We start from the raw sequence: 21,081 nt of genomic DNA on the forward strand, positions 1-21,081 counted from the left end.
GGGGCGGCCTCCGGGGGAGGCCCGCCCCGCCGTCCACCCGTTCACCGCGCGTGGTCGTCCGGGCGGACCTCGATGTGGTCTTGCGCGAGGTCGACGGCGACGCGGTGCTCCATGCCGAGCGCCTGGAGGAACTTGGCCGGCAGCTGGACCCGGCCGGTGCGGTCGAGCATGACGTACTCGCGCTCGCTGACCGACTCCTCGCCGTGCTCGTCGACGACGGTCCGGCGCAGCACCTCGCTGCTGGTGCGCCCGTCGCGGACGGCGACGGTGCGGCGGACCTCCCCGGCGACCATCGGGTCGTGCGTGACGATGACCACGGTCGCGCCGAGCTCGCGGTTGACGGTGCGGAAGGCCTCGAAGATGCCCGCCCCGGTCTCCGAGTCGAGCTCGCCCGTCGGCTCGTCCGCGAGCAGCACCGCGGGCCGGTTGGCCATCGCCACGGCGATGGCGACGCGCTGCTGCTGGCCGCCGGAGAGCTCGGCGGGGAGCCGGTCGGCGAGGTCGCCGATGCCGAGCGCGTCCAGCAGTTCGCCCACCCGCGACAGGTGGGCCTTCGCCCTGCGCCCGTGGGCGAGCTGCAGCGGCAGCGCGACGTTCTGCGCGGCGGTCAGGAAGGGCAGCAGGTTGCGGGCGGTCTGCTGCCAGACGAAGCCCACCACCTCGCGCCGGTAGCGCAGGCGCTCCTTCGCGGTCATCGTGAGCAGGTCGCAGCCGGCGACGGTGGCGCCCCCGGCGGAGGGCAGGTCGAGCCCGGCGAGGATGTTCAGCAGCGTGGACTTGCCGCTGCCGGACGCGCCGACCAGGGCCACCAGGTCACCCTGGTCGACCACGAGGTCCAGCCCCTGGAGGGCCTGGACCTCGATCCGGTCCGCGCGGAAGATGCGCACCAGCCGGTCGCAGGCGATCGCGGCGCCCGCGCCGTAGCGTCCGGGGGCGGCGGCGTCGAGGGCGCGGCCGCGCAGTTCGTCGAAGGTCGGGGTGCTGCTCAACGGCCGTCTCCTGCTCGCAACTCGATGGTGATCTGCCGTCTTCCCGCGACGGCCGCCTCCGCCAGCACCGCCGTGACCGCCAGCGCAGCGACGATCAGGGTCTGTTCGAGGATCGGCGCGGCGGTGGGCGTCAGGCCCGTCGGCACGCTCGCGCCCACCAACGGCGAGAGGTCGACGGTGGGTCCGAGCAGCAGCACCGTGGCGGTCGCCGCCAGCCCGCCGCCGAGCGCCGCGGTGAGGGTCTGCGGCAGCGACTCGGCCAGGATCAGTCGCAGGCCCTGCCGCGGCCGCAGGCCCATGGTCCGCAGCCGGGCCAGCAGCGCGGCGCGTTCCGGGCCCGCCCGCACCAGGGCCAGCAGCACGGCCAGCAGCGCGAAGCACCAGGTGGCGACGGTGCAGGCCCAGAACATCCGGACGGCCGACGCCTGGAGGGGATCGTCGGCGAGCGCGGCGACGTGTGCCGCGCTGGTGTCCGTCCCGTATCCGGAGGGGACGCTCGCGCGCAGGCGTGCGTCGCTCACGTCGCCGAGACCGAGCCAGCGGTTCGGCCGGCCGGTCCCGGGCGCCCGCACGGCGGTCTCCGCCGCCGGAATCACGATCACCGGCGTCGCGGAGTCCGGGACGGCGGGGGTCCCGTCGACCACGCCGACGCCGGTGATCGGCAGCAGCGTTCCGCCGTCGAGGTGCAGCCGGTAGCCCTGGTCCGCCGAGGTGCCGGCGGCCAGGTCCGCGGTGACGAGTGCGGGGACCGCGGCCGCGGATCCGGCGGGGCGGGTCAGCAGGGCGGGGTCGAACGCCCCGATGCCGACCGACCGTGCCACCCGCGCGTAGGCCTGCGGGTCCACCGCGACCACGGAGGCCTGCAGGGTGACGTCCGCGGAGGAGGTGACGGCGACGTCGTCCTCCTCCCACAGGGCCGTGCCGAGGGTGAGTCCGGGCAGGGCGGCGAGGGCGTGAGTGACGGCGGGCGAGAGAGAGGTCCCCGGGGGCGCGACCACCGAGGCGTCGCCGCCGACGGTGAGACGTGCGAGCGTCGCCCGGTCGTCCGTCACGGACCGTAGTGTCGCGGCGCCGAAGGCGGCGGTGGTGACGGCCAGCGTCAGCGCGAGCAGCGGCAGCACGGAGGGACGCCGGGCGCCGCCGGTGCCGCGCGCGGCCCGGGCCAGCCCCAGGAAGCCGACCGCCCCGCTGCCCCGCGACGCCGCGCGGGCCAGGAGGCCCACCAGCAGCGGCTGGCAGCGCGCCAGCAGCACCGCCCCGACCGCGGCGAGCAGCAGCGGAGCCGCCACCTGCAACAGGTCGAGCCCGCCCACACCGCGGCGGCGTACCTCCACGACCGCGCCCACCGCGGCGGCGAGCAGTGCGAGTTCGGCGACCGATCGGCGGGCCGGCACACGGCGTGCGCTCCGCATCGCGAGCGGGTCGCGGAGCGACATGCGCACCGGCACGGCGAGCAGCGCGAACAGCCCGGTGCTCACGGCGGCCACCAGCGCGGGGAACAGACGCGGCGTCGGCAGGAGCGTCAACGCGAGGACGGCCGCGAGCAGGCAGGCCGGGAACACCGTGGCGAGGCCCTCGGCGAGCAGACGCAGCAGCAGGGCGCCCCGGGAGCCGCCGCGGGCCCGCAGCAGGTGGAGTTCCGCGGAGCGCCGCTCCGCGGTCAGCCCGGCCGCCAGACACAGCACGACGGCGACGACCCCGGCGAGGCCCGCCGGGCCGACGGCCGTGAGCGGCCTGACCGCCGCCTGGCGCGCGGCGGCCTGGTCGAGCAGGTCCGGCAGCGAGGAGTCGACGAGCAGGTTGTCCCTGCCGGTGGCCTCCGCCGCGGCCTGCTGGGTCGGTCCGCTGATCCAGGAGGCGAGTTCGGCGCGGGTGAGCGCCAGCGTGTCGCTGCGCAGCTGCTGGTAGTCCACCGGCAGCCACCAGAAGTCCTGGCTCGGGGCGCTGCTCCAGGCGTCGGTGGCCGTCAGCGAGGCCGGGCCCACGAGCGCCGAGGCTCGCCAGTACTTCGGCGGGTCGTTCTGGCCCGGCAGCGGCAGCAGACAGGCGCGGGTGGCGCAGGACAGGCCCGCCCAGTAGCGGGCCGCCGGATCGTCCGGCACGTAGAGGCCGACCACCTGCAGACTCACGGCGGCGCTCACGGCGGCGGTGGTGTGCAGCAGTTGACCGACGTGCACGCCGATCGTGCGGGCGGCGGCCTGCGACAGGACGATCTGGACGACGCCGCCCGCAGGCGCGGCGTCCGGCCAGCGGCCGCTGACCAGCCGTACGTGGTCGGCGAGGTGAGCCAGGTAGAGCAGGTCGAGCCGGGGGTTCACCCCGTCGGGCCGGGCCAGGCCGGGATCCGGGAGCTCCCGGGGCTGCCCGCTCTGCTCTCCGTAGGCCACGTCGCCCGCGTCGAGCGGGAGGTGGGGGCCGAGCTGTGCGCGCAGCGCGGCGAAGGCGGCGTCGAGGTCCTCGGCACGCGCGTCCCCGGTCTCCTCGCGCGGAGCGGCCACCAGCTGGAGCTGGGTGTCCTGCTGGTCGACGCGGCGCAGGTCGGCGCGGAGCGCCTGGTCGGCGGACCGGTCCAGCTGTCTGGGCAGCGCCGTCGCCAGGAAGACGGCGCCGAAGGCGAGGACGGCGGCGAGCAGCGAGGCCAGCGGCGCGGTGCGCAGCCGGGTGCGCACCCACGGCGACCGGACGGGCGCGGTCACAGCTCCTCCAGCGGACGCGGGCGGGCGGTCGCGCTGCGACGCCCGCTCAGGAAGGCGGTGAGCACCGGCACCACGACGATCGCGGCGATCAGGGCGACGGTCCGGTCGAGCGGCAGCACCACCCGGACCGGCGGCACCGGTTGCTGCGCCGTCGGGGTCAGCACCACCAGCGGCACCACCAGATGGACGATCAGCGTGCCGACGGCGAGGCCCACCGCCGCACCGAGCGCGATGAGCAGGGCCGGCTCGGCTGCGGCGGTCCGGGCGAGCCGGCGCGGCGGGCAGCCGAGCGCGCGCAGGATCGCGCTCTCGCGGCTGCGCTCGGCCGCCGCTGCGGCGGTCGCCGCGCCGAAGCCGATCGCGGCCAGGACCGCCGCCACGCCCGCCAGCACCAGCAGGGTCACCTGCGGCCCGGCGCTCAGGGGGTCGTCCGTCAGCTGGGCGGCGACCTCCTCGCGCAGCTCCAGGTTCTGCGTCCCCGGCAGGGCCCGCAGCGCCGCGGCCGCCCGGGCGGGCGTGGGGTCGCCGGGGGAGGCGGCGGGCAGCCACCACTCGGTCGGCTCCGGGCAGGCCGCTCCGATCGCGGCCAACTGCCGTGTCAGCGTCGCGAGATCGACGACCACGGTGTCGTCCCCCGCCGTCGGCACGGCGTCCACCGCGGCGGTGATCCGGAGTTTCACGGTGGTGTCGCCGACGGGGAACGGCACGACGTCGCCCACCTTCGCGCCGACCGCGTCGAGGTAGGCGTGCGTGGCCAGGGCGGGCAGCGCGTCCGCCTGGCCCGGCGTCAGACCGGGTGCCGTGGGCGTGAGCACCGTGTCGAGGACGCCCTGGGAGGCGCTGTAGTCGACGGCCGGCAGGCCGCCCGGGCCGTTGCCGACGGTCGCCGTCTGTGCGTCCGCGTCGGAGGAGGCCTGCGGCACGCTGTAGGCCGACCAGGCCAGGCCGGAGGGCGCGGCGACGGCGGTGGCCGGGCCGCTCGGGGACGGTGCGACGGCGATCCCGCGCACCGTCAGCCCGCCGCTGAGGGTGGCCCCGGGCAACGGCTGCACCTGGAGCTGCACCCCGGCGAGGGTGAGCGGCCAGGCGATCGCGCCGAGCGGCGCGCCCGCCGGTGCGGTCAGGTTCACCGACACCGTCATGTCCCCCGACAGGGGAATGTTCGGGGTCTCCAGCACATGGACGGCGCCGAACCGGTCGCGCAGTTGCAGCTGCAGGGTGGGGCCGCTCTGGCCGCTCGCCTTCGCCACGGAGCCGTCCGGCTGCGGGAAGGCGGTGAAGCCGGTCAGCCGCGTGCTCACCCGGAGGTCCAGACGCTGTGGCCGTCCCGGCAGCGCGACTCCGGCGGCGGCCCCGCTCGGCGCCGGGCGGACGAGCGGTGCGAACAGCTGCGACACCGTGTGCCCGCCGAGCAGGTCCGACCGGATCGGGACGCGTGCCGCGACGCCCGCGGCGTCGAGGGCGAGCAGGTCGCCCTCGTTCCCGTCGGGCAGCGTCGTCTGGGCGTGGGCCACCGCGACGATCCGGTCCCCGCCCGGCAGCGAGGCGAACCGCCCGCCCTGGCCGAGCGCGGGCAGCGTCGAGCCCCAGACGCGCAGCCCGTCGGCGGTGGCGAAGGAGGCCTGGTCGGACTGCGAGGCCGACCAGGAGGCATGCTGACCGAGCGCCAGCACGCCGGTGGCGACGGCCAGGACGAGCAGCAGCGTCGGCCCGGTGGTCCGCCCCGGTCTTCGCGCCAGCTGCCAGCCGACCAGCGCCGCGGACAGTCCGCTGCCACGGGCGGCGAGCGCACCGCCGAGGCGGGCCGCGTAGGGGAGCAGCCGCAGCACCACGACGGTGCCCGCGCACAGCGCGAGGCTGGGGGCCGCCACGGCGACGGGGTCGACGCCGAGGCCGCCGCTCGCGTCCGCGCCGGAGTGCCCGAGTTCCTGGTAGGCCAGCACGGCCAGGGCGATCAGCGCCAGGTCGGCGCCGGAGCGTGCGGCGGCGCCGACCACCGCCTGCCGCCGTCCGGCCCGCTGCTGCACCAGCCCGACCGCGCCGCGCAGCAGCGACGGCGCAGCGGCCAGTGCCGCGCACGCGAGCGCGCACAGCCCCGCCACCAGCCAGGAGCTCCAGCGCAGGGAGGTGTCCAGCGGGACGTGCGCGAGCGGCCCGTAGCCGTGGGCCAGCAGGCGCAGCAGCAGCGGTGTCAGCGGCGGCGCGAGCACGGCCGCGGGCAGGGCGAGCAGCAGTGCCTGACCGGCCGTCAGCAGGGCAAGCCGTCGCCGGGTCGCGCCGCGCGCGACCAGCAGCGCGTCCTCGGGCGTCTGCCGGGCGTCGATCAGCTGGACGACCAGCAGCAGCGCCACCGCCGCCAGCAGCGCGAGCTGCAGCGAGCCGATCAGCTCGTCGGACCTGGACGCCTGCGCGCCCGCGCGCACCGCGTCGAGCTCCGCGCCGAGCTGTGTCTGCACGGTGAGCGAGGTGGCCTGTTCCACGGCGGCGGTCGCGCCGTCCACACGGGCGCGCAGGGCGTCCGCGTCGCTCTGGCGGACCGTCGACAGGTCGGGGCTGATCAGCCAGGAGCGGCCGTCCTGCGGCAGGGTGCGGGCGGTGAAGACGGTGTCGTCCACCAGCATCGGCCCGTAGTTCGCGAAGCCGTTCAGCTGCACCTCGCGTCCGCCGTACGGGTCGAGCTGCCAGTAGGGCGCGGAGGCGTCGAGAGCGCGGTAGACGCCGGTCACGGTGACCGTGGTCGGCCCGCCGCCGTAGCGGTCCGCGAGCCGGACCCTGGCCGGCAGCGCCCCCTCGGTCAGCCGCAGCCGGGTCAGTTCCGCGCGCGGGACCGCCACCTCGATCGTCCCGCCACGGCCGCCCACCGGCCCGTGCGCCGGCGCCGGCCAGCGGCCGGAGAGCAGTTGCACCTGGCTGCGGTCGAGCGCGGCGAGCTTGGTCAGGTCAGGATCGGTGCCGCCGGTGCTGGACGCCCCGGGCAGACCGTAGGAGCGGCTGTGCGAGACCGCGTCGATCGTCACCGGGAAGCGTCCGAACAGCGCGTGCGCGAACGCCTGGACGGCCGCGTTCTCCGCCCCGCGCCGGTCCTCGCCGGCGGTGCCCTGGACCAGCACGGTGGTGCGGTCGTGTCCCGGCCCTTGCAGCGCACGCCGCACGCCGGCCTCGCCGACGGAGCGACCGAAGGCCTGCAGGCACGTCAGCACCGTGGTGGTGATCAGCACCGTGAGCACCATCGCGACGGTCAGCGGCAGTCGGCCGCGTGCCCGGCGTACGACGAAGCCGAACAATCCCCTGTCCCTCCCCGTACGTGCCACAGGGGCGAGGCGACGCTCCCGTGCGGCACAGCGGCCGATCCTGGCAGACGCGTTCCGTGCACGGAAGAGGGGACTTGCGCGAGGGCGGCAACCGATGCGCAAATGTGAGCACCAACAGGGGTGGCACGGGTGGCACAGGTCGGGGGTGGCCGGATGACGGCGGCGCGGGCGATGGTGGCGGTCGAGGATCTGCACCGCAGCTTCGGCAGCGGATCACGCGCGGTGCACGCGCTGCGTGGCGTCTCCTTCGAGGCACGGCAGGGTGAACTCACCGCCCTCAAGGGCCGGTCCGGCTCCGGCAAGACGACGCTGCTGAACCTGGTCGGCGGTCTCGACACGCCGACCTCGGGCCGCGTCGAGCTCGACGGCACCGATCTGGCCGCTCTCGACGAGGACGCCCGGCTGGCCCTGCGCCGCGACCGGATCGGGTTCGTGTTCCAGTCCTTCGGCCTGATCCCGGTCCTCTCGGCGGCGGAGAACGTCGGCGTGCCGATGCGGCTGCGCCGCGTCCCCGCCAAGGCGCGCGAGGAACGCGCCCGCCTGCTCCTCGCCCTGGTCGGCCTCGCCGACCACGCCGCGCAGCGCCCCGGCGAGCTCTCCGGCGGTCAGCAGCAGCGCGTCGCCATCGCCCGCGCGCTGGCCAACGAGCCCGGCCTGATCATCGCCGACGAGCCCACCGGCCAGCTGGACTCCGAGACCGGCCGCTCGGTGATGGAACTGCTGCGCGCGGTGGTCCGCAGCGAGGGCGTCACCGTCCTGGTGGCCACGCACGATCCGAACCTGATGGAACTGGCGGATCGGGTCGTGGAGTTGCGCGACGGCCGTCTGGTCGAGTGACCCGGCGGGGGTCCACGAACGAAGGCCGAAGGGTCAGGACGGGAACCCCGGCAGGGACTCCAGATACCGCATGGTCGCCTCCGGGCTGCCGAGCCAGCGGGGGAAGTCCGTGGGGTCGGCGTAGGTCTGGGCCAGGCGGGCGGCGACCGCCGGGTGGGCCGCGGCCTGGGCGAAGGCGAGGCCGATGTGGTCGGGGAGCGGGCCGAGCATGGTCGTGGTGAAGTCCACCGTGTGGCGGGCCTCCCCCCAGTACGCCGCGAACAGCTCCCGCATCCACGGCTCGTCGAAGGGCAGTTCGCCGCGCTCGGTGACGGCCGCGGTGTAACGGGCCGCGCAGCGCGTGGCGTTGTTCGCGCCCTGGGCGGTGATCGGGTCGTTGAGGACCAGCGTGTCGGCCATCCCGAGGACGGCCGGTCCGGCCGCGCCGCCCGGGTGTGCGACGGGGTGCCGCACGGTCGGCGTGATCGCGCCGACCAGCGACGCCCCGCCGTCGGTCGGCTCGGCGGCGGCCAGTGCCTCGTACTCCCAAGGAACATGGCGGCGGATCAGTTCCCGCGTGCGGGCCAGCAGTTCCTTCGGATCAGGATCGTCGCCGAAGACGTCCAGCGGACCGCCGGGCACGGCCTCCCAGAGCAGGATCATGCAGGGGCCGCTCAGCGTCACCCCGGGCTGCAGCACGAGCTCGCCCGCGCCCGCGACGATGTGGATCCGCGCCGGATCGCCCGGCTCCGGCCCGAGATCCGCCGCCGGGCCCACACCGTGCAGGTAGACCGCGGCCAGCGTGCGCTGCGGCGCGTCGAAGCGGCTGCGCGCCGCATCGCGGGCGAAGAGGCCGCCGAGCGGGCCGCGTCCGGCCGCGACGACGGTCAGGTCGTTCCGCTCCGCCAGCCGGGCGACGTCCTCGGCGCCCGCCCTGCGGTACTCCACCCGGCCGCCGCGCTCCTCGAACAGCTCCAGCCAGGCAGCGGTCTTGAGCCGCTGGTCCACCGAGTGGGCCGACTCCTCGGGCGCGGCGTCGAACGTCAGCGCCGGCTGCCCGTCCACGCCGACCACGACGTACAGCGCACCGGTGTCCGGCGCGAGGCCGTCCCACAGGGCCAGCCCGGCGGCGCGTTCCAGCGCCCGCGCGGGGCCGAACATCGCCTGCGTGGACAGCACCCGTCCGGCCCGGACCTGCTGCGGCGTGCGCTCGGCGACGACCGTCACCCGATGCCCGGCCGACTGCAGCGCCAGTGCCAGATGCAGTCCGGACTGCCCGGCCCCGACGACCGCCACCTCACGCATCCGTCCACCCCTTCCGTCGCCGACGACGGCTCCCCGCATGGCCGTCGGACTCATGCTCGCCGCGACGAGGGCCGGAGGCAAGGTGGCCCGTCCTTGCGGCGATAGGCCGCTCGCCGATATATGTAGGCGACATGACTCCCAGCCCGAGGTCCATGCAGGAGCCCACCCTGCTGCTGCTCACCGCCTTGGCCGACGAGCCCAGGCACGGCTACGCGCTCATGCAGCAGGTCGCCGAGATCTCGCACGGACGAGTGCGGCTGCGCACCGGCACGCTCTACGGCGCGCTGGAGCGGCTGCAACGCGAGGGCATGGTCCGGGTGGAGCGGGAGGAGGTCGTCGACGGCCGCGCGCGCAAGGTCTACGCGCTCGCCGAGCCCGGCGTGACCGCGCTCGCGGAGGAGACGGAACGGCTGCGAGCGGTGGCGGCGGAGGCCCGGCGACGTCTTGCGCTGCGGCCCCGCCCGAGGGGGGCGACGGCATGACGGAGAAGCAGACGGACGACAGGCCACGGCTGCTGCGAGCGGCCCTGCGCGCCTACCCGAGGGCGTCCCGGGCGGTCCACGGGCAGGAGCTCGCCGCCATCTACGTCGAGGCCACGACCGGTGCGGGCCGGATCACCACGCTGCGCGAGGCCGTGGACGTCGCCGGACACGGACTGCGGCTGCGTTTCGGGCTCGGCGGCCGGGGCCGCGTCGAGGAGATCGTGACCCGCGCGGCCCCTGCGGCGGCCGCTCTCTGCGCGACCCAGGGTGTCGTCTACGTCGTGGCGTTGGCGGCCATGCTGCTCAACCCGCCCCAGTTCCAGGAGCTCGGCACGGCGAACGCGCTGATGCTGGGCGACGCCGCCGGCGCGACCGCCGTCTGGGTGGCCGTCGTCGCGCTGCTGCTGACCGGGCGGTGGAGCGCCGCACGGATCCTGGGCGCGTTCGGCACGGCTGCGCAGGTGCCCGTGGTGCTCGCAGCGCTGCCGGGCCTGGAGATGGAGCGCGCCTACGCGGTGTGCCAGGCGCTGCTTCCGTCGCTTTTCGTCTCGCTGCTGCTCCTCGCCGTGCCGCGCGACCTGGCCGGGCCGCTGGAGGCGCGGGACCGTTCGGCGATGGGGTGGGCGGTCGTGTTCGCGCTCGTTCCCTACGTGTTCATGCCGCTGGTTCATGTCCCGTACGTGATGCAGCTGTTCCTCAGCTTCGTCTGGTTCCTCCCGGGCGGGTGGGCGCTGCTGCGCGCCCGCCGCGGGGACGCCACGGGTCCGGCCGCCTTCGCCCTGGCGGGGGGCGTCGGCGTGCTGCGGTTGAGCCTGCCGATGCTGGTCGAGCTGTCCTCGTCACGGGAGCTCGCGGCGGCCGCCCTGGTGCTGGCCGCGGCGGCGTTCGGATGGCGGCGCCGATCCCGCCGCGCCACGGAAGATCGGGCCGCGCGCTCCTGAGCACGTGACGGCGGGGCTCCCGCCTCCTGGCCGTGCCGAGCCAGGCGCGCCTCTCCTCTGATCGCTGGGCCACGCCGACGATCCACTCGGCGCCCGCGCCGCCACCCTATGCTGGCCGCGCAGGCAGCAGGCAGCAGGCAGCGGCACGGGGCAGTGGGCACAGGTCAGCGGGCCGAGCGGGCGGACGGAGGCGGCACGGGTGGACGGCACGGCGGGCACGGCGGGCGAGCCGCCGGAAGAGATCCGGATCCTGGCCGCGACGGCGATCCTCGGTTATGGCTTTCCCGACGCGTCGTTCGAGGCAGGCCTCGCGCGCCGACCGCACGTGATCGCGGCGGACGCCGGGTCGTCCGACCCCGGGCCCTACTACCTCGGCGCGGGCGAGTCGTTCACCGACCGGGCCGCCGTCCGGCGGGACCTGGAGCGGATGCTGACGGCAGCCAGGCGGCTCGGCGTCCCCGTCGTCATCGGCTCGGCGGGTGGCGCCGGGGCCGCCCCGCACCTCGAGTGGCTGCGCGCGATCGCCGACGAGATCGCCGCCGCGCAGGGCCTGCGGCTGCGCACCGCGGTCATCCCGGCCGACGTGCCGCAGCAGACGGTGCTCGACGCGCTGCACGCCGACCGGATCGCCGCCGTCCCGTACGGGCCGGAGCTGACCGCGGCGGACGTGCGCGCGAGCACCCGGCTGGTGGCCCAGCTCGGTGCCGAGCCGCTGGTCGAGGCGCTGCGCGCGGGCGCCGACCTGGTGCTGGCCGGACGCGCCTACGACCCGGCGGTCTTCGCCGCGCTGCCCCTGCTCCACGGATTCGACGAGGGCCTCGCGCTGCACCTCGGCAAGATCCTGGAGTGCGCGGCCATCGCCGCCGTGCCCGGCAGCGGCAGCGACTGCATGCTCGGCACGCTGCGCCGCGACCACTTCGTCGTCGAGCCGCTCTCCCCGGAGCGCCGCTGCACGCCCACCTCCGTGGCCGCGCACACGCTCTACGAGAAGAGCGATCCGTACCACCTGCCCGGACCGGGTGGCCACCTCGACCTCACCGACTGCGCGTTCACGCCCGAGGGGGAGCGCGGCGTCCGTGTCACCGGCTCGCGCCACGTGCCCGCGCCGTACACGCTCAAGCTCGAGGGCGCGCGCCTTCGCGGCTACCGCACGGTCTCGCTGGCCGGCGCCCGCGACCCGGTGTTCGTCCGCGAGCTGGACGCGATCGTCGCGGGCGTGCGCGAGCGCGTCGCGGACAACTTCCCCGACCTGAAGCCCGGCGACTACGAGCTCCTGGTCCGCGTCTACGGCCGTGACGGCTGCATGGGTCCGCTGGAACCGCATCCCGTGGTCGCGGGACACGAGGTGGGCCTGGTCATCGAGGCGGTCGCGCGGACCCAGGCGCTCGCCGACACGCTGTGCGCCTTCGCCCGCTCCACGATGCTGCACTACGGCTACGCCGGCCGTCTCTCGACCGCGGGGAACCTCGCCTTCCCGTACTCGCCGTCCGACTTCCACGCGGGCGCGGTCTACGAGTGGAGCGTCTACCACCTCATGCGTGTCGACGACCCGGCCGCCTCCTTCCCGATCCGCTGGACCGAGCTGCCCACCGAGTCGCCCACCGAGCTGCCCGAGGGGGCGTCATGACCACGGCACCGCTCACCGACCTTGCCGATGTGGTGCGCAGCAAGAACGCGGGTCCCTACGAGCTGACCCTCGACGTGATCTTCAGCACCCGCGAGCAGTACGAACTGGTCAAGCGGGACCGCCTGATCAGCCGTCAGGTCGTGGCGGAGCTGTACGGCCTCCCGGTGGCCGACGTGGGCGAGCCGATCTTCTACGACCCGGCCCGCGCCGTGAAGGTCAACCTGCGTCGGCCGCTGCCGTCCGGAAACGTCGGCGAGACCGACGTCTACGGCGCGCAGCAGCACGGACCGTTGCTGGCTCTGCGCCTGCCGCTCCCCGAGGAGGGCGCGTCCGCGACGTAGGGTGGGCCGGGTGAGTGCACGAACCGGCTCAGGGGTGGTAGGGATGCGGATACGACGGACGGGGGCGGCCGTGGTCGCCGCCCTGCTCTGCGCGGGCCTGGCCGCGTGCGGCGGCTCCGACCGGCCCGCGGCGGCGGATTCGTCGAACCGCGCCGCCATGGTCGCACCGAGCGGCTCACCCTCGGCCTTGCCGTCGCACGCGCCGAAGCCGCTCGCGTCGGGCCCCTATGTCGCCCTCGGCGACTCGTACACGGCCGGGCCGGGCATTCCCGTGCGGACCGGCGTCCCGCTCGGCTGTGACCGGTCCAGCCACGCCTATCCGGCCCTGCTCGCCGCGCGCCTGCACCTGGCCACGGCCCAGTTCCACGACGTGAGCTGCAGCGGCGCGCGGATCGCGGACCTGGGCGGCGAGCAGTCCACCTCCGAGGGAGTCAACCCGGCGCAGCTCTCCGCGCTCTCGTCGTCCACCCGGCTGGTCACCCTCGGGATCGGCGGCAACGACATCGGCTTCGCCAACCTCGTCGAGCGCTGCGTCACCGCAGGTCTGCTGCGGCAGACGCCCTGCCGCGACCAGCTGACCGCGGGCGGCGACAGCGTCGAGGCGCGGATCCGCACGGCAGGGGAGCAGTTGGCGGTCGCCCTGGCCGCGATCCACCGCCGCGCCCCGCACGCGCGCGTCTACGTGGTCGGCTACCCGGCGATCCTCCCCGCCGACGGCGGGGCCTGCGCGTCCGGGCTCGCGATGACGCCCGGGGACGTCGCCTACCTGCGGGTCAAGGAGCAGCACCTGAACACGATGCTGCGGCAGCGGGCCCAGGCGGGCGGAGCGCGCTTCGTGGACACCTGGACGCCCTCACTCGGCCACGACGCCTGTGAGACGGCCGCGACCCGCTGGATCGAACCGCTGCTGCCGGCTGCGCAGGCGGCCTCGCTCCACCCCAACGCGCGCGGCGAGCAGGGCATGGCGGAGGCGGTCATGGCGACGCTGGGTGACGAATCCTGAAAATCCGCTGGGAGCGGTCGTACTGATGAACGGTCTCTCAGCAGGGGTTTTACGTACAAGTGACCGAGTTGTGCGCGTCTCCTCTGAATATCCGCAGAACTTCTGTTGACGCGTCAGATGACGCGCTGCTTGTCTTGGGCACAGCAAGGTACACCCCTACCTTGTGGTGTCATATCCCTATCCGCCCTGGTTTCGACATGCCTGTCAGTGGGTCCTCACTTGGCATGTTCACGACACTCTGCTGCCTACCGGCGACAGGGCGGCCAACCCCGAAAGGACCCCGCAACCCCATGGGCAAGGGATCTGTTTCGCATCGGAAGACCACCGCCATCGGCATAGCCGTGGTCGCCCTCATCGGCGGCGCCGCCGCCATCGCCGCACCCGCGACCGCGAGCTCGGTGGCGACGCCCCCCGCGGCCGCGAGCGCCGCCGCGCACCACGCGCACTCCCGGCACCTCTGCGGCGCCCCCAAGCACGCCCGCATGATGTCCTGCCTCGCGGAGGTGCGCACCGACGTCACCCAGCCGCACGCCTTCGCCGCGCACGCCGTCTCCGCCGCCGCCACCCCCTCCGGCTACGGCCCCGGCGACCTGGTCAGCGCCTACAACCTGCCCGCCGACGGCGGCGCCGGGCAGACCGTCGCCATCGTCGACGCGCAGGACGACCCCAACGCGGAGGCCGACCTGGCCACCTACCGCAGCCAGTACGGCCTGCCCGCGTGCACCACCGACAACGGCTGCTTCAAGAAGGTCGACGAGAACGGCGGCACCAACTACCCGAGCGCCGACTCGGGCTGGGCCGGGGAGATCTCCCTCGATCTCGACATGGTCTCCGCGATCGCGCCGAAGGCGAACATCATCCTGGTCGAGGCCGACTCCGCGAACATGACCGACCTGGGCACGGCGGTCAACCAGGCGGTCTCGCTCGGCGCGAAGTTCGTCTCCAACAGCTACGGCGGCTCCGAGGACCCGTCCGACCTGAACGCCGACAGCAGTTACTTCAACCACCCCGGCGTCGCCATCACCGTCTCCGCCGGCGACTCGGCCTACGGGGCGGAGTACCCGGCGTCCAGCCAGTACGTGACCTCGGTGGGCGGCACCTCCCTCACCAAGGACTCCAGCAGCCGCGGTTGGAGCGAGAGCGTCTGGTCGACCTCCAGCACCGAGGGCACCGGCTCCGGCTGCTCCGCGGACGAGCCCAAGCCCAGCTGGCAGACCGACACGGGCTGCGCCAACCGCACCGTCTCCGACGTCTCCGCCGTCGCCGACCCGGCCACCGGCGTCGCGGTCTACGACACCTACGGCGCCTCCGGCTGGCAGGTCTACGGCGGCACCAGCGCCGCCTCCCCGATCATCGCGGGCGTCTACGCCGACGCGGGCGCCCCGGGCGCCAACGACTACCCGGCGCAGTACCCCTACCAGCACACCGACGCCCTCAACGACGTCACCTCGGGCAGCAACGGCAGCTGCGACCCGACCTACCTGTGCACCGCCGGTCCCGGCTACGACGGCCCGACCGGCCTCGGCACCCCGAACGGCCTGACGGCCTTCACCGCGGGCTGACCACCCGCAACCCGGCTCGCCCGGGACGAACGGCCCGCGGCCTCCACGCCGCGGGCCGTTCGCGGTTGAGGTGCCGCTATACCTGGCCCGGCTCGGCGAAGAGGAGCTCCGCCGAGGGGGCGCAGGCGCAGGGTGCCGCCCCGGCAGCGAGTTGAACGTGTTCAAAAATGGGTCCATGATGGTGCGCATGAGCGAAGGGGAGCGCCTTCGGCGCGCACGCGTGTGGATCGTCCTGTTCGTGTTCGGGCTGGTACTGGCGGGGCTGACGGCCTTTCCGCTCGTCAGCGAGTCCGGGTGGCTGGTCTGGTGGGCGACCGACCGCGGCTCCCCGCTCGCCGGGTTCGCGGGGCACTTCCCCGCCGGGGTGGCCTGGGCCAGGCACGTGCACGCCGGGCTGGCCGACACCGCCCGCAGCTACCCGTTCCTCGCCTACGGCACCGACTGGCTCGCCTTCGCGCACCTGGTCATCGCCGTGGCCTTCGTCGGGCCGCTGCGTGATCCCGTCCGCAACGTGTGGGTGTTGGACTTCGGGCTGATCGCCTGCGCCGGGATCGTCCCGCTCGCCGCGATCTGCGGGCCGTTGCGCGGACTGCCGCTGTGGTGGCTGCCGATCGACATGTCCTTCGGCGTCTTCGGCGCCCTCCCGCTCTGGCTGGCCCGGCGTCATGTCAAGGCCGTCGAGCGCGGGCGGACCGCGACCGTGGCCGCGGCGCCCGCGGTTGTCAGTGGCCTGTGATGGGATTGGGCAGTGTCCCGGCGAACTGCAGGGCGCCGGCCGGGTCGGTCAGGTCGACCATCTGCCGGTTGTTGCGCAGTTGGAGCCGGTTGAGGCAGGAGAGCGCGAAGCGCTCCGTGAAGAGGTCCAGCTCGGAGAACCGCTCGGCCAGTTCGGGGTGGGCGGTCCCGTAGTCGCGCAGCACGCGGGCCACCACGGCCCAGAAGGCGTCCTGGTGCAGGGTGCCGCCCGTGTGCAGCTCGGCGGAGAGGAAGCGGAGGAAGCAGTCGAAGACGTCCGTGTGGAGGGAGAGCGCCCACTGCTCCTTCGGCACCCGAGCACGGATCCGCGCGACCTCCGGCGGCAGCGGCGTGTCCGGGTCCAGCACGGCGATCTCCTCGGCTATGTCCTTGAAGAAGACGCGCACCGGCGTTCCCTCGGAGGTGAGCACGAGGATCACGTTCTCTCCGTGCGGCATGAAGGTCAGGCCGTAGGCGCAGAGCCCGTGCACGACGGGGGTCAGGTAGGCGGTGAGGTAGCGGCGCAGCCACTCCTCGGGGGCCAGGCCCGAGGAGGCGATCAGCGCCGCTGCGAGGGAGGCGCCGTCGCGGTCGGTGTGCAGCAGTGCCGCCATCGTCGCGGTGCGCTCGCCCTCGCGCAGGAACGGGACGGGGCTCTCCCGCCACAGCGCTGCGAGCTGCTTCTGCTGCGCCGTGCCCTTGGGGTAGCGCGGGTGCCGGTAGCCGACGGCCGTGTGCTCGCGCAGGATCGAGAAGCCGCAGCCGGTCAGCGTCGCATCGGCGGCGACGAGGTCGGCGAGCCAGTCGTTGACGGCGGGCGTGTGCTCCATGTAGTCGGCCGACAGACCGCGCGTGAAGCCCATGTTCAGCACGGACAGCGCCGTCTTCACGTACGGCCGCTCCGGCGCGGCCGCGTTGAAGAACGTCCGGATCGACTGCTGGGCCAGGTGGCTGTCGCGCCCCTCCCCGAGCAGCACGATGCGACCACGCGCGATCTCGTCCGCGTAGGACACGGAGAGCCGGTGCCGCCACTGCCACGGATGGACGGGGATCGGCACGAAGCCGGCCAGCTCGGGCGGCAGCGGCGGCGCGCCCGGCAACCCGGGATCGGGATCGACGGACCGCCCCCGTGCCCGCACGGCGTCGTCGGGGTGGACGGCGACCCACAGCAGTCGCACCGGCGCGCCCGCCTCCGGCGCGTAGCGCAGCTGGTCGACGGCGTCGAAGCCGAGCCGGCCGCTGTTGGCGAGGAAGCAGGGGTGGCCCTCCGTCATGCCCGCCTCGATCGACTGGAAGTCGGACGCGGCGAGCTCGTCCGCGCCGACGAAGGGGAGGGAGAGCTTGAACGCGGTCGCGGCCAGGGTGCTGGTGATCTCCTCCAGGTAGAGCGGCAGCACCTCGTCCGACACGCCGAGGCTGCGCCGCAGCTCCAGCACCAGCCCGCCCGCGTCGAGGGGCAGTTCGACGCCGTCGTCCGCACGCAGCCGCAGGATGCTGTCCGCCTCGATCTGCCAGTGGTCCAGCGCCAGCAGCTCGGCGCGGAAGCGGTACGCGACGGCGTCGTCGTCGCTGGCGACGCCGTTACCAGCCGCCGCTCTCCGGCAGCGGCACAGGCGTGATCAGCCGCTCGTGGGCGAACTCGGCCAGCGCCTTGCGCACCAGCCGCCGGTTGGCCTCCGCCCACAGCTCCGGTGTCAGGTGGGCGAGCGGATCCCGCTCGCGTTCGCCGCTCGCGGCCCGGAACTGTTCCCGCGTGCAGGTGCTGAGCAAGGCCCGCTTGCCGGACTCCGGCAGCGTCACCGCCCGAACCGGCCGGAAGCCGACGGCGGCGTTGATCCGGTGCACGGCCCGGTTGCGCACGTCGGGCTCGACGACGACGCGGCGCACCGCCGGGTCGGCGAACAGCTCCTGCATCACCGCGGCGAGGGCGGCCCGGGTGAAACCGGCGACCGGCCGCTCGGTGGGCGCGGTCAGGAAGTGCATGCCGACCTCCCCGTCGGCGCCGCGGTGCACGGCGCCGACCTCGGTCGAGGCCGGGTCGTACCGCTCCATCAGCACCGCCGGTTCGCCGCGGAAGCAGCCGATCCAGGCGTCCAGCTTCGCGTACTCCTCGGCCACCCGGTCGACCGTCGCGTCCTGCATCAGCCAGAAGACGGCCTTGGAGTGGGTCACCCAGCCGTGCAGCAGGACGGCGTCCGCGCCCGGGTCGACGCGGCGGAAGGTGAAGTCGTCGGGGGAGGCTGTGTCGTTCATGCGGCTGAGAACTCCTGGAAGGCGATGCGGCGCTCGATCGGGTAGACCTCGCGCCCGGTGAGGGAACGGAGCAGGACGGAGTTGCGGTGGGCGCCCATGCCGAGATCCGGATCGGAGAGGCTGTGGGTGTGCAGGGCGGCGTTCTGCACGAAGATCTCGCCGCGCCCGGCCGCGTCCACCGACCAGTCGCGGCGCACGGCCAGCCGGCCCTGCTCGTCGCGGGCGATCCGGTCCGCGATCCCGGCGAGGAACGCGGGCTCGCGGTAGCGGTAGCCGGTGGCGAGGACGAGCGCGTCCGTGCGCAGCGTGTGCGTCACGTCCTGCTCGCGCTGGTGCAGCGTCAGCTCGTAGGCGTCGGCGGCGTCGTCGTAGCGCGCCGCGGTGAGTGCGGTGTTGGTCAGCAGCCGCGTCGGCACCGGCCCGCGCAGGGACTTGACGTAGAGCAGCTCGTGGACGGCGTTGACGGTGTCGGCGCTGATGCCCTTGTAGAGGGCCTTCTGCGCCGCGCCCAGCCGGTCGCGCACGGGCGTGGGCAGGGCGTGGAAGTAGTCGATGTACTCCGGGGAGGTCAGCTCCAGCGTCAGCTTGGTGTACTCCAGCGGGAAGAACCGGGGCGAGCGCGTCGCCCAGACGAGCTCGTAGCCGTATCGGTCGATGTCCCCGAGCAGGTCGAGGTAGATCTCCGCCGCGCTCTGCCCGCTGCCGACGACGGTGATCCGCTCGCGCTTGCGCAGCTCCTCGGCGTGGTCGAGGTAGCGGGAGCTGTGCACGGCGGGCCCGCCGACCCCGTCGAGGGCGGTCGGCCGGTGGGGCGGCGTCCCGGTCCCCAGGACCAGCCGACGGGCCCGGTACGTCTCGCCGTTCGCACAGCGGACGGTGTACGCGTCGTCGGCTTCGTCGTGCCCCACGGCCGTCACCTCCCGTCCGAAGCGCACCGAACGCAGCCGGCACGCGGCCCAGCGGCAGTAGTCGACGTACTCGCTGCGCAGCGGGAAGAAGTTCTCGCGGATGTAGAAGGAGTAGAGGCGGCCCTGCTGCTTGAGGTAGTTGAGGAAGGAGTATGGCGAGGCCGGGTCGGCGAGCGTCACCAGGTCGGCGAGGAAGGGCGTCTGCAGGCTCGCCTGCTCCAGCATCATGCCGGGGTGCCAGTCGAACTCCGGCTTGCGCTCCAGGAAGACGCCGTTCAGTTCCGCGAGGGGCTCGCTCAGGCAGGCGAGTCCCAGGTTGAACGGGCCGAGGCCGATGGCGACGAAGTCGTGGATCCCGTTGTCCGTCATGGGAGCTCCCCTCAGGCGGCCTGGTCGGCGGCGAGGTAGGCGGTGGCGTGGGCGTCGAGCAGGTCGAGGACGGCGGCGAGGTCGGCGACGGTGGTCTCGGGGTTGAGCAGCGTGAACTTCAGGTGGTGGCGCCCGTCCACGACCGTGCCCGCGACGACGGCCGCGCCGCTCGCCGCGAGCGCCTCCCGGGCATGCAGGTTGGCGGCGTCGACCAGCGACGCGTCGCCCGGCGCGTGCGGCGGCTGCCAGCGGAAGACGAGCGTGCTGAGCTGCGGTTCCACCACGACGCGGAAGCGCGGGTCCCGGGCCAGCAGCGCGTGGCCCTCGGCGGCCAGGTCGAGCACGGAGTCGAAGAGCGCGCCGACGCCGTCCGCGCCCGTCACGCGCAGCGTGAGCCAGAGCTTGAGCGCGTCGAAGCGGCGTGTGGTCTGCAGGCTCTTGTCGACCTGGTTGGGAATGCCGCGCTCGGCCATCCGGCGGGGGTTGAGGTAGTCGGCGTGATGCCCGGCGTGGCGCAGCACAGCCGTGTCACGGACCAGCAGCGCGCTCGAACTGATCGGCTGGAAGAAGGACTTGTGGAAGTCGACGGTCACCGAGTCGGCCCGTTCGATCCCGTCCAGCCGGTGGCGGCGGGTGGACGAGACCAGCAGCCCGCAGCCGTACGCGGCGTCGACGTGCAGCCGCACGCCGTGGCGGGCGCAGACGTCGGCGATCGCGGGCAGTGGGTCGATGCTGCCGAAGTCGGTGGTGCCGGCCGTTGCCACCACGGCCGCGGGCAGCTCGCCCGCGCGGCGGCAGCGTTCCAAGGCGCGCTCCAGGGCGGCCGGGTCCATGCGCCGCCGGTCGTCCGTGTCGACGGCGATCGCCGCGCCCGTGCCCATGCCGAGCAGGCGTGCGGACTTCACGACGCTGAAGTGCGCGGCGTCGGAGGCGAGGATCCGCAGCCGGGGGAGGGGGGTGAGGTCGCCGCCGAGCGCCTCGTCGCGGGCGATCAGCAGCGCCTGCAGGTTGGACTGCGTCCCGCCGCTGGTGAACACCCCGTCCGCGTGCGGCCCGAGACCGATGCGTCCCGCCGTCCACTCGATCAGCCGACGCTCGACCAGGGTGGCCCCGGCGCTCTGGTCCCAGGTGTCGAGGGAGGAGTTGACGGCGGCGAGCACCGTCTCGCCGAGCAGGGCGGGCAGCACCACCGGGCAGTTGAGATGGGCGAGGTAGCGGGGGTGATGGAACCACACCGCGTCGCGCAGGTAGACGCGCGACAGCTCGTCGAGTGCGGCGTCGGCGTCCCCGAGCGGCGCGTCGAGGTCGATCGGCGCGAACTCGCGCTCCAGCGCACGCGGTTCGACGCCGGTGAACGGCCCCCGCACGGCGGCGACATGACGCGCGACGAGGGCGGCGCCGTCGCCGACGAGCCTGCGGTAGGCGTCGGCGGAGGCGGAGTTGAACAGCTGAGCCTGCGGGTGCGGCGGGTTCATGGGGTCCTTTCGGGGGTGAGCTCTCGGGAGGACGGGACTGTGGGGGTGCGCGCGATCTGTGGAGGCCGGAGCGCGGGGCGCGGGGCACGTCGGGTGGCGGTTGCGGCGGGAGGCCGGCCCGCCGCCCCGGGCCCGGGTCGGAGACCGGGGGCCCGTGCGCCTGGGCCGTGGTGCCCCGGGCCCGAGGCCGGTGGCCTGTGTGCCTGGGCCGTGACCCGTGGCCTAAGGCCTACGCCCGAGACGGGTGACGCGTGGTGGGTGCCCGCCA

Annotated in this window: 16 protein-coding genes; 8 read left to right on the plus strand and 8 right to left on the minus strand. The window is 74.5% G+C overall.

What is annotated here, in order from left to right:
- Window positions 1-41: 41 nt before the first annotated feature.
- Genes TR49_RS05745 through TR49_RS05755 form a run of 3 tightly spaced genes read right to left on the minus strand, consistent with a single transcriptional unit; the run spans window position 42 to window position 6,969 of the window.
- A complete protein-coding gene (locus tag TR49_RS05745) occupies window positions 42-989 on the minus strand; it encodes an ABC transporter ATP-binding protein (RefSeq protein ID WP_084724603.1) in 948 nt (315 codons plus the stop codon).
- Window positions 986-3,685, minus strand: coding sequence for a hypothetical protein (locus TR49_RS05750; protein ID WP_042377979.1), 2,700 nt, complete (start codon window positions 3,683-3,685; stop codon window positions 986-988). The genes TR49_RS05745 and TR49_RS05750 overlap by 4 nt, the downstream gene beginning before the upstream one ends.
- The gene (locus TR49_RS05755) at window positions 3,682-6,969 is read right to left on the minus strand and encodes an FtsX-like permease family protein (protein ID WP_052434039.1); all 3,288 of its coding nucleotides are present in this window, start codon (window positions 6,967-6,969) and stop codon (window positions 3,682-3,684) included. The genes TR49_RS05750 and TR49_RS05755 overlap by 4 nt, the downstream gene beginning before the upstream one ends.
- A gap of 180 nt (window positions 6,970-7,149) precedes the next feature.
- Here TR49_RS05755 and TR49_RS05760 point away from each other — a divergent pair, with 180 nt between their 5' ends.
- Window positions 7,150-7,833, plus strand: a complete 684-nt coding sequence (locus tag TR49_RS05760; RefSeq protein ID WP_042377982.1) for an ABC transporter ATP-binding protein — start codon at window positions 7,150-7,152, stop codon at window positions 7,831-7,833.
- 33 nt (window positions 7,834-7,866) lie between these two features.
- On the opposite strand, the gene TR49_RS05765 is transcribed toward TR49_RS05760, so the two are convergent.
- Window positions 7,867-9,117: a styrene monooxygenase/indole monooxygenase family protein gene (locus TR49_RS05765; RefSeq protein WP_042377983.1), complete on the minus strand. Its 1,251-nt coding sequence runs from the start codon at window positions 9,115-9,117 to the stop codon at window positions 7,867-7,869.
- Window positions 9,118-9,269: 152 nt separating this feature from the next.
- Between TR49_RS05765 and TR49_RS05770 the strand changes: the two genes are divergently transcribed.
- The 7 genes from TR49_RS05770 (at window position 9,270) to TR49_RS05800 (ending at window position 15,809) form a co-directional block, all read left to right on the plus strand.
- The gene (locus tag TR49_RS05770; RefSeq protein ID WP_174501552.1) at window positions 9,270-9,599 is read left to right on the plus strand and encodes a PadR family transcriptional regulator; all 330 of its coding nucleotides are present in this window, start codon (window positions 9,270-9,272) and stop codon (window positions 9,597-9,599) included.
- Window positions 9,596-10,540, plus strand: coding sequence for a hypothetical protein (locus tag TR49_RS05775; RefSeq protein ID WP_042377989.1), 945 nt, complete (start codon window positions 9,596-9,598; stop codon window positions 10,538-10,540). The genes TR49_RS05770 and TR49_RS05775 overlap by 4 nt, the downstream gene beginning before the upstream one ends.
- A gap of 199 nt (window positions 10,541-10,739) precedes the next feature.
- On the plus strand, window positions 10,740-12,167 hold the full coding sequence (locus tag TR49_RS05780) for an acyclic terpene utilization AtuA family protein (RefSeq protein ID WP_042377992.1): 1,428 nt from the start codon (window positions 10,740-10,742) through the stop codon (window positions 12,165-12,167).
- Window positions 12,164-12,508: a DUF4387 domain-containing protein gene (locus tag TR49_RS05785; RefSeq protein ID WP_042377994.1), complete on the plus strand. Its 345-nt coding sequence runs from the start codon at window positions 12,164-12,166 to the stop codon at window positions 12,506-12,508. Before TR49_RS05780 ends, TR49_RS05785 begins: the two co-directional genes overlap by 4 nt.
- Before the next feature lie 43 nt (window positions 12,509-12,551).
- The gene (locus TR49_RS05790) at window positions 12,552-13,511 is read left to right on the plus strand and encodes an SGNH/GDSL hydrolase family protein (protein ID WP_236653235.1); all 960 of its coding nucleotides are present in this window, start codon (window positions 12,552-12,554) and stop codon (window positions 13,509-13,511) included.
- 290 nt (window positions 13,512-13,801) lie between these two features.
- Entirely contained in the window at window positions 13,802-15,073 is a 1,272-nt protein-coding gene (locus TR49_RS05795; protein ID WP_042377996.1) for a S53 family peptidase, read from the plus strand.
- A gap of 187 nt (window positions 15,074-15,260) precedes the next feature.
- Window positions 15,261-15,809, plus strand: coding sequence for a hypothetical protein (locus TR49_RS05800; protein ID WP_042377998.1), 549 nt, complete (start codon window positions 15,261-15,263; stop codon window positions 15,807-15,809).
- On the opposite strand, the gene TR49_RS05805 is transcribed toward TR49_RS05800, so the two are convergent.
- The 4 genes from TR49_RS05805 to TR49_RS05820 all read right to left on the minus strand — a co-directional run bounded on the left by TR49_RS05805 (window position 15,796) and on the right by TR49_RS05820 (window position 20,813).
- A complete protein-coding gene (locus TR49_RS05805) occupies window positions 15,796-17,244 on the minus strand; it encodes an IucA/IucC family protein (RefSeq protein WP_236653236.1) in 1,449 nt (482 codons plus the stop codon). The two genes, TR49_RS05800 and TR49_RS05805, sit on opposite strands and share 14 nt — an antisense overlap.
- 145 nt (window positions 17,245-17,389) lie before the next feature.
- Window positions 17,390-18,061, minus strand: coding sequence for a GNAT family N-acetyltransferase (locus TR49_RS45245; protein WP_236653237.1), 672 nt, complete (start codon window positions 18,059-18,061; stop codon window positions 17,390-17,392).
- The gene (locus TR49_RS05815) at window positions 18,058-19,338 is read right to left on the minus strand and encodes a lysine N(6)-hydroxylase/L-ornithine N(5)-oxygenase family protein (RefSeq protein WP_042378000.1); all 1,281 of its coding nucleotides are present in this window, start codon (window positions 19,336-19,338) and stop codon (window positions 18,058-18,060) included. The genes TR49_RS45245 and TR49_RS05815 overlap by 4 nt, the downstream gene beginning before the upstream one ends.
- A gap of 11 nt (window positions 19,339-19,349) precedes the next feature.
- A complete protein-coding gene (locus tag TR49_RS05820; RefSeq protein ID WP_042378001.1) occupies window positions 19,350-20,813 on the minus strand; it encodes a pyridoxal phosphate-dependent decarboxylase family protein in 1,464 nt (487 codons plus the stop codon).
- Window positions 20,814-21,081 lie beyond the last annotated feature (268 nt).

Origin of the sequence: Streptacidiphilus melanogenes (assembly GCF_000787835.1) — a bacterium.
Classification (GTDB): Bacteria; Actinomycetota; Actinomycetes; order Streptomycetales; family Streptomycetaceae; genus Streptacidiphilus; species Streptacidiphilus melanogenes.

Bases quoted from the DNA above. Each gene is read 5' to 3' on its own strand.
- TR49_RS05785 (WP_042377994.1), top strand. From the start codon at position 12,164: ATGACCACGGCACCGCTCACCGACCTTGCCGATGTGGTGCGCAGCAAG.
- TR49_RS05760 (WP_042377982.1), top strand. From the start codon at position 7,150: ATGACGGCGGCGCGGGCGATGGTGGCGGTCGAGGATCTGCACCGCAGC.
- TR49_RS45245 (WP_236653237.1), bottom strand. From the start codon at position 18,061: ATGAACGACACAGCCTCCCCCGACGACTTCACCTTCCGCCGCGTCGAC.
- TR49_RS05820 (WP_042378001.1), bottom strand. From the start codon at position 20,813: ATGAACCCGCCGCACCCGCAGGCTCAGCTGTTCAACTCCGCCTCCGCC.
- TR49_RS05775 (WP_042377989.1), top strand. From the start codon at position 9,596: ATGACGGAGAAGCAGACGGACGACAGGCCACGGCTGCTGCGAGCGGCC.
- TR49_RS05795 (WP_042377996.1), top strand. From the start codon at position 13,802: ATGGGCAAGGGATCTGTTTCGCATCGGAAGACCACCGCCATCGGCATA.
- TR49_RS05765 (WP_042377983.1), bottom strand. From the start codon at position 9,117: ATGCGTGAGGTGGCGGTCGTCGGGGCCGGGCAGTCCGGACTGCATCTG.
- TR49_RS05815 (WP_042378000.1), bottom strand. From the start codon at position 19,338: ATGACGGACAACGGGATCCACGACTTCGTCGCCATCGGCCTCGGCCCG.
- TR49_RS05790 (WP_236653235.1), top strand. From the start codon at position 12,552: ATGCGGATACGACGGACGGGGGCGGCCGTGGTCGCCGCCCTGCTCTGC.
- TR49_RS05770 (WP_174501552.1), top strand. From the start codon at position 9,270: ATGCAGGAGCCCACCCTGCTGCTGCTCACCGCCTTGGCCGACGAGCCC.
- TR49_RS05800 (WP_042377998.1), top strand. From the start codon at position 15,261: ATGAGCGAAGGGGAGCGCCTTCGGCGCGCACGCGTGTGGATCGTCCTG.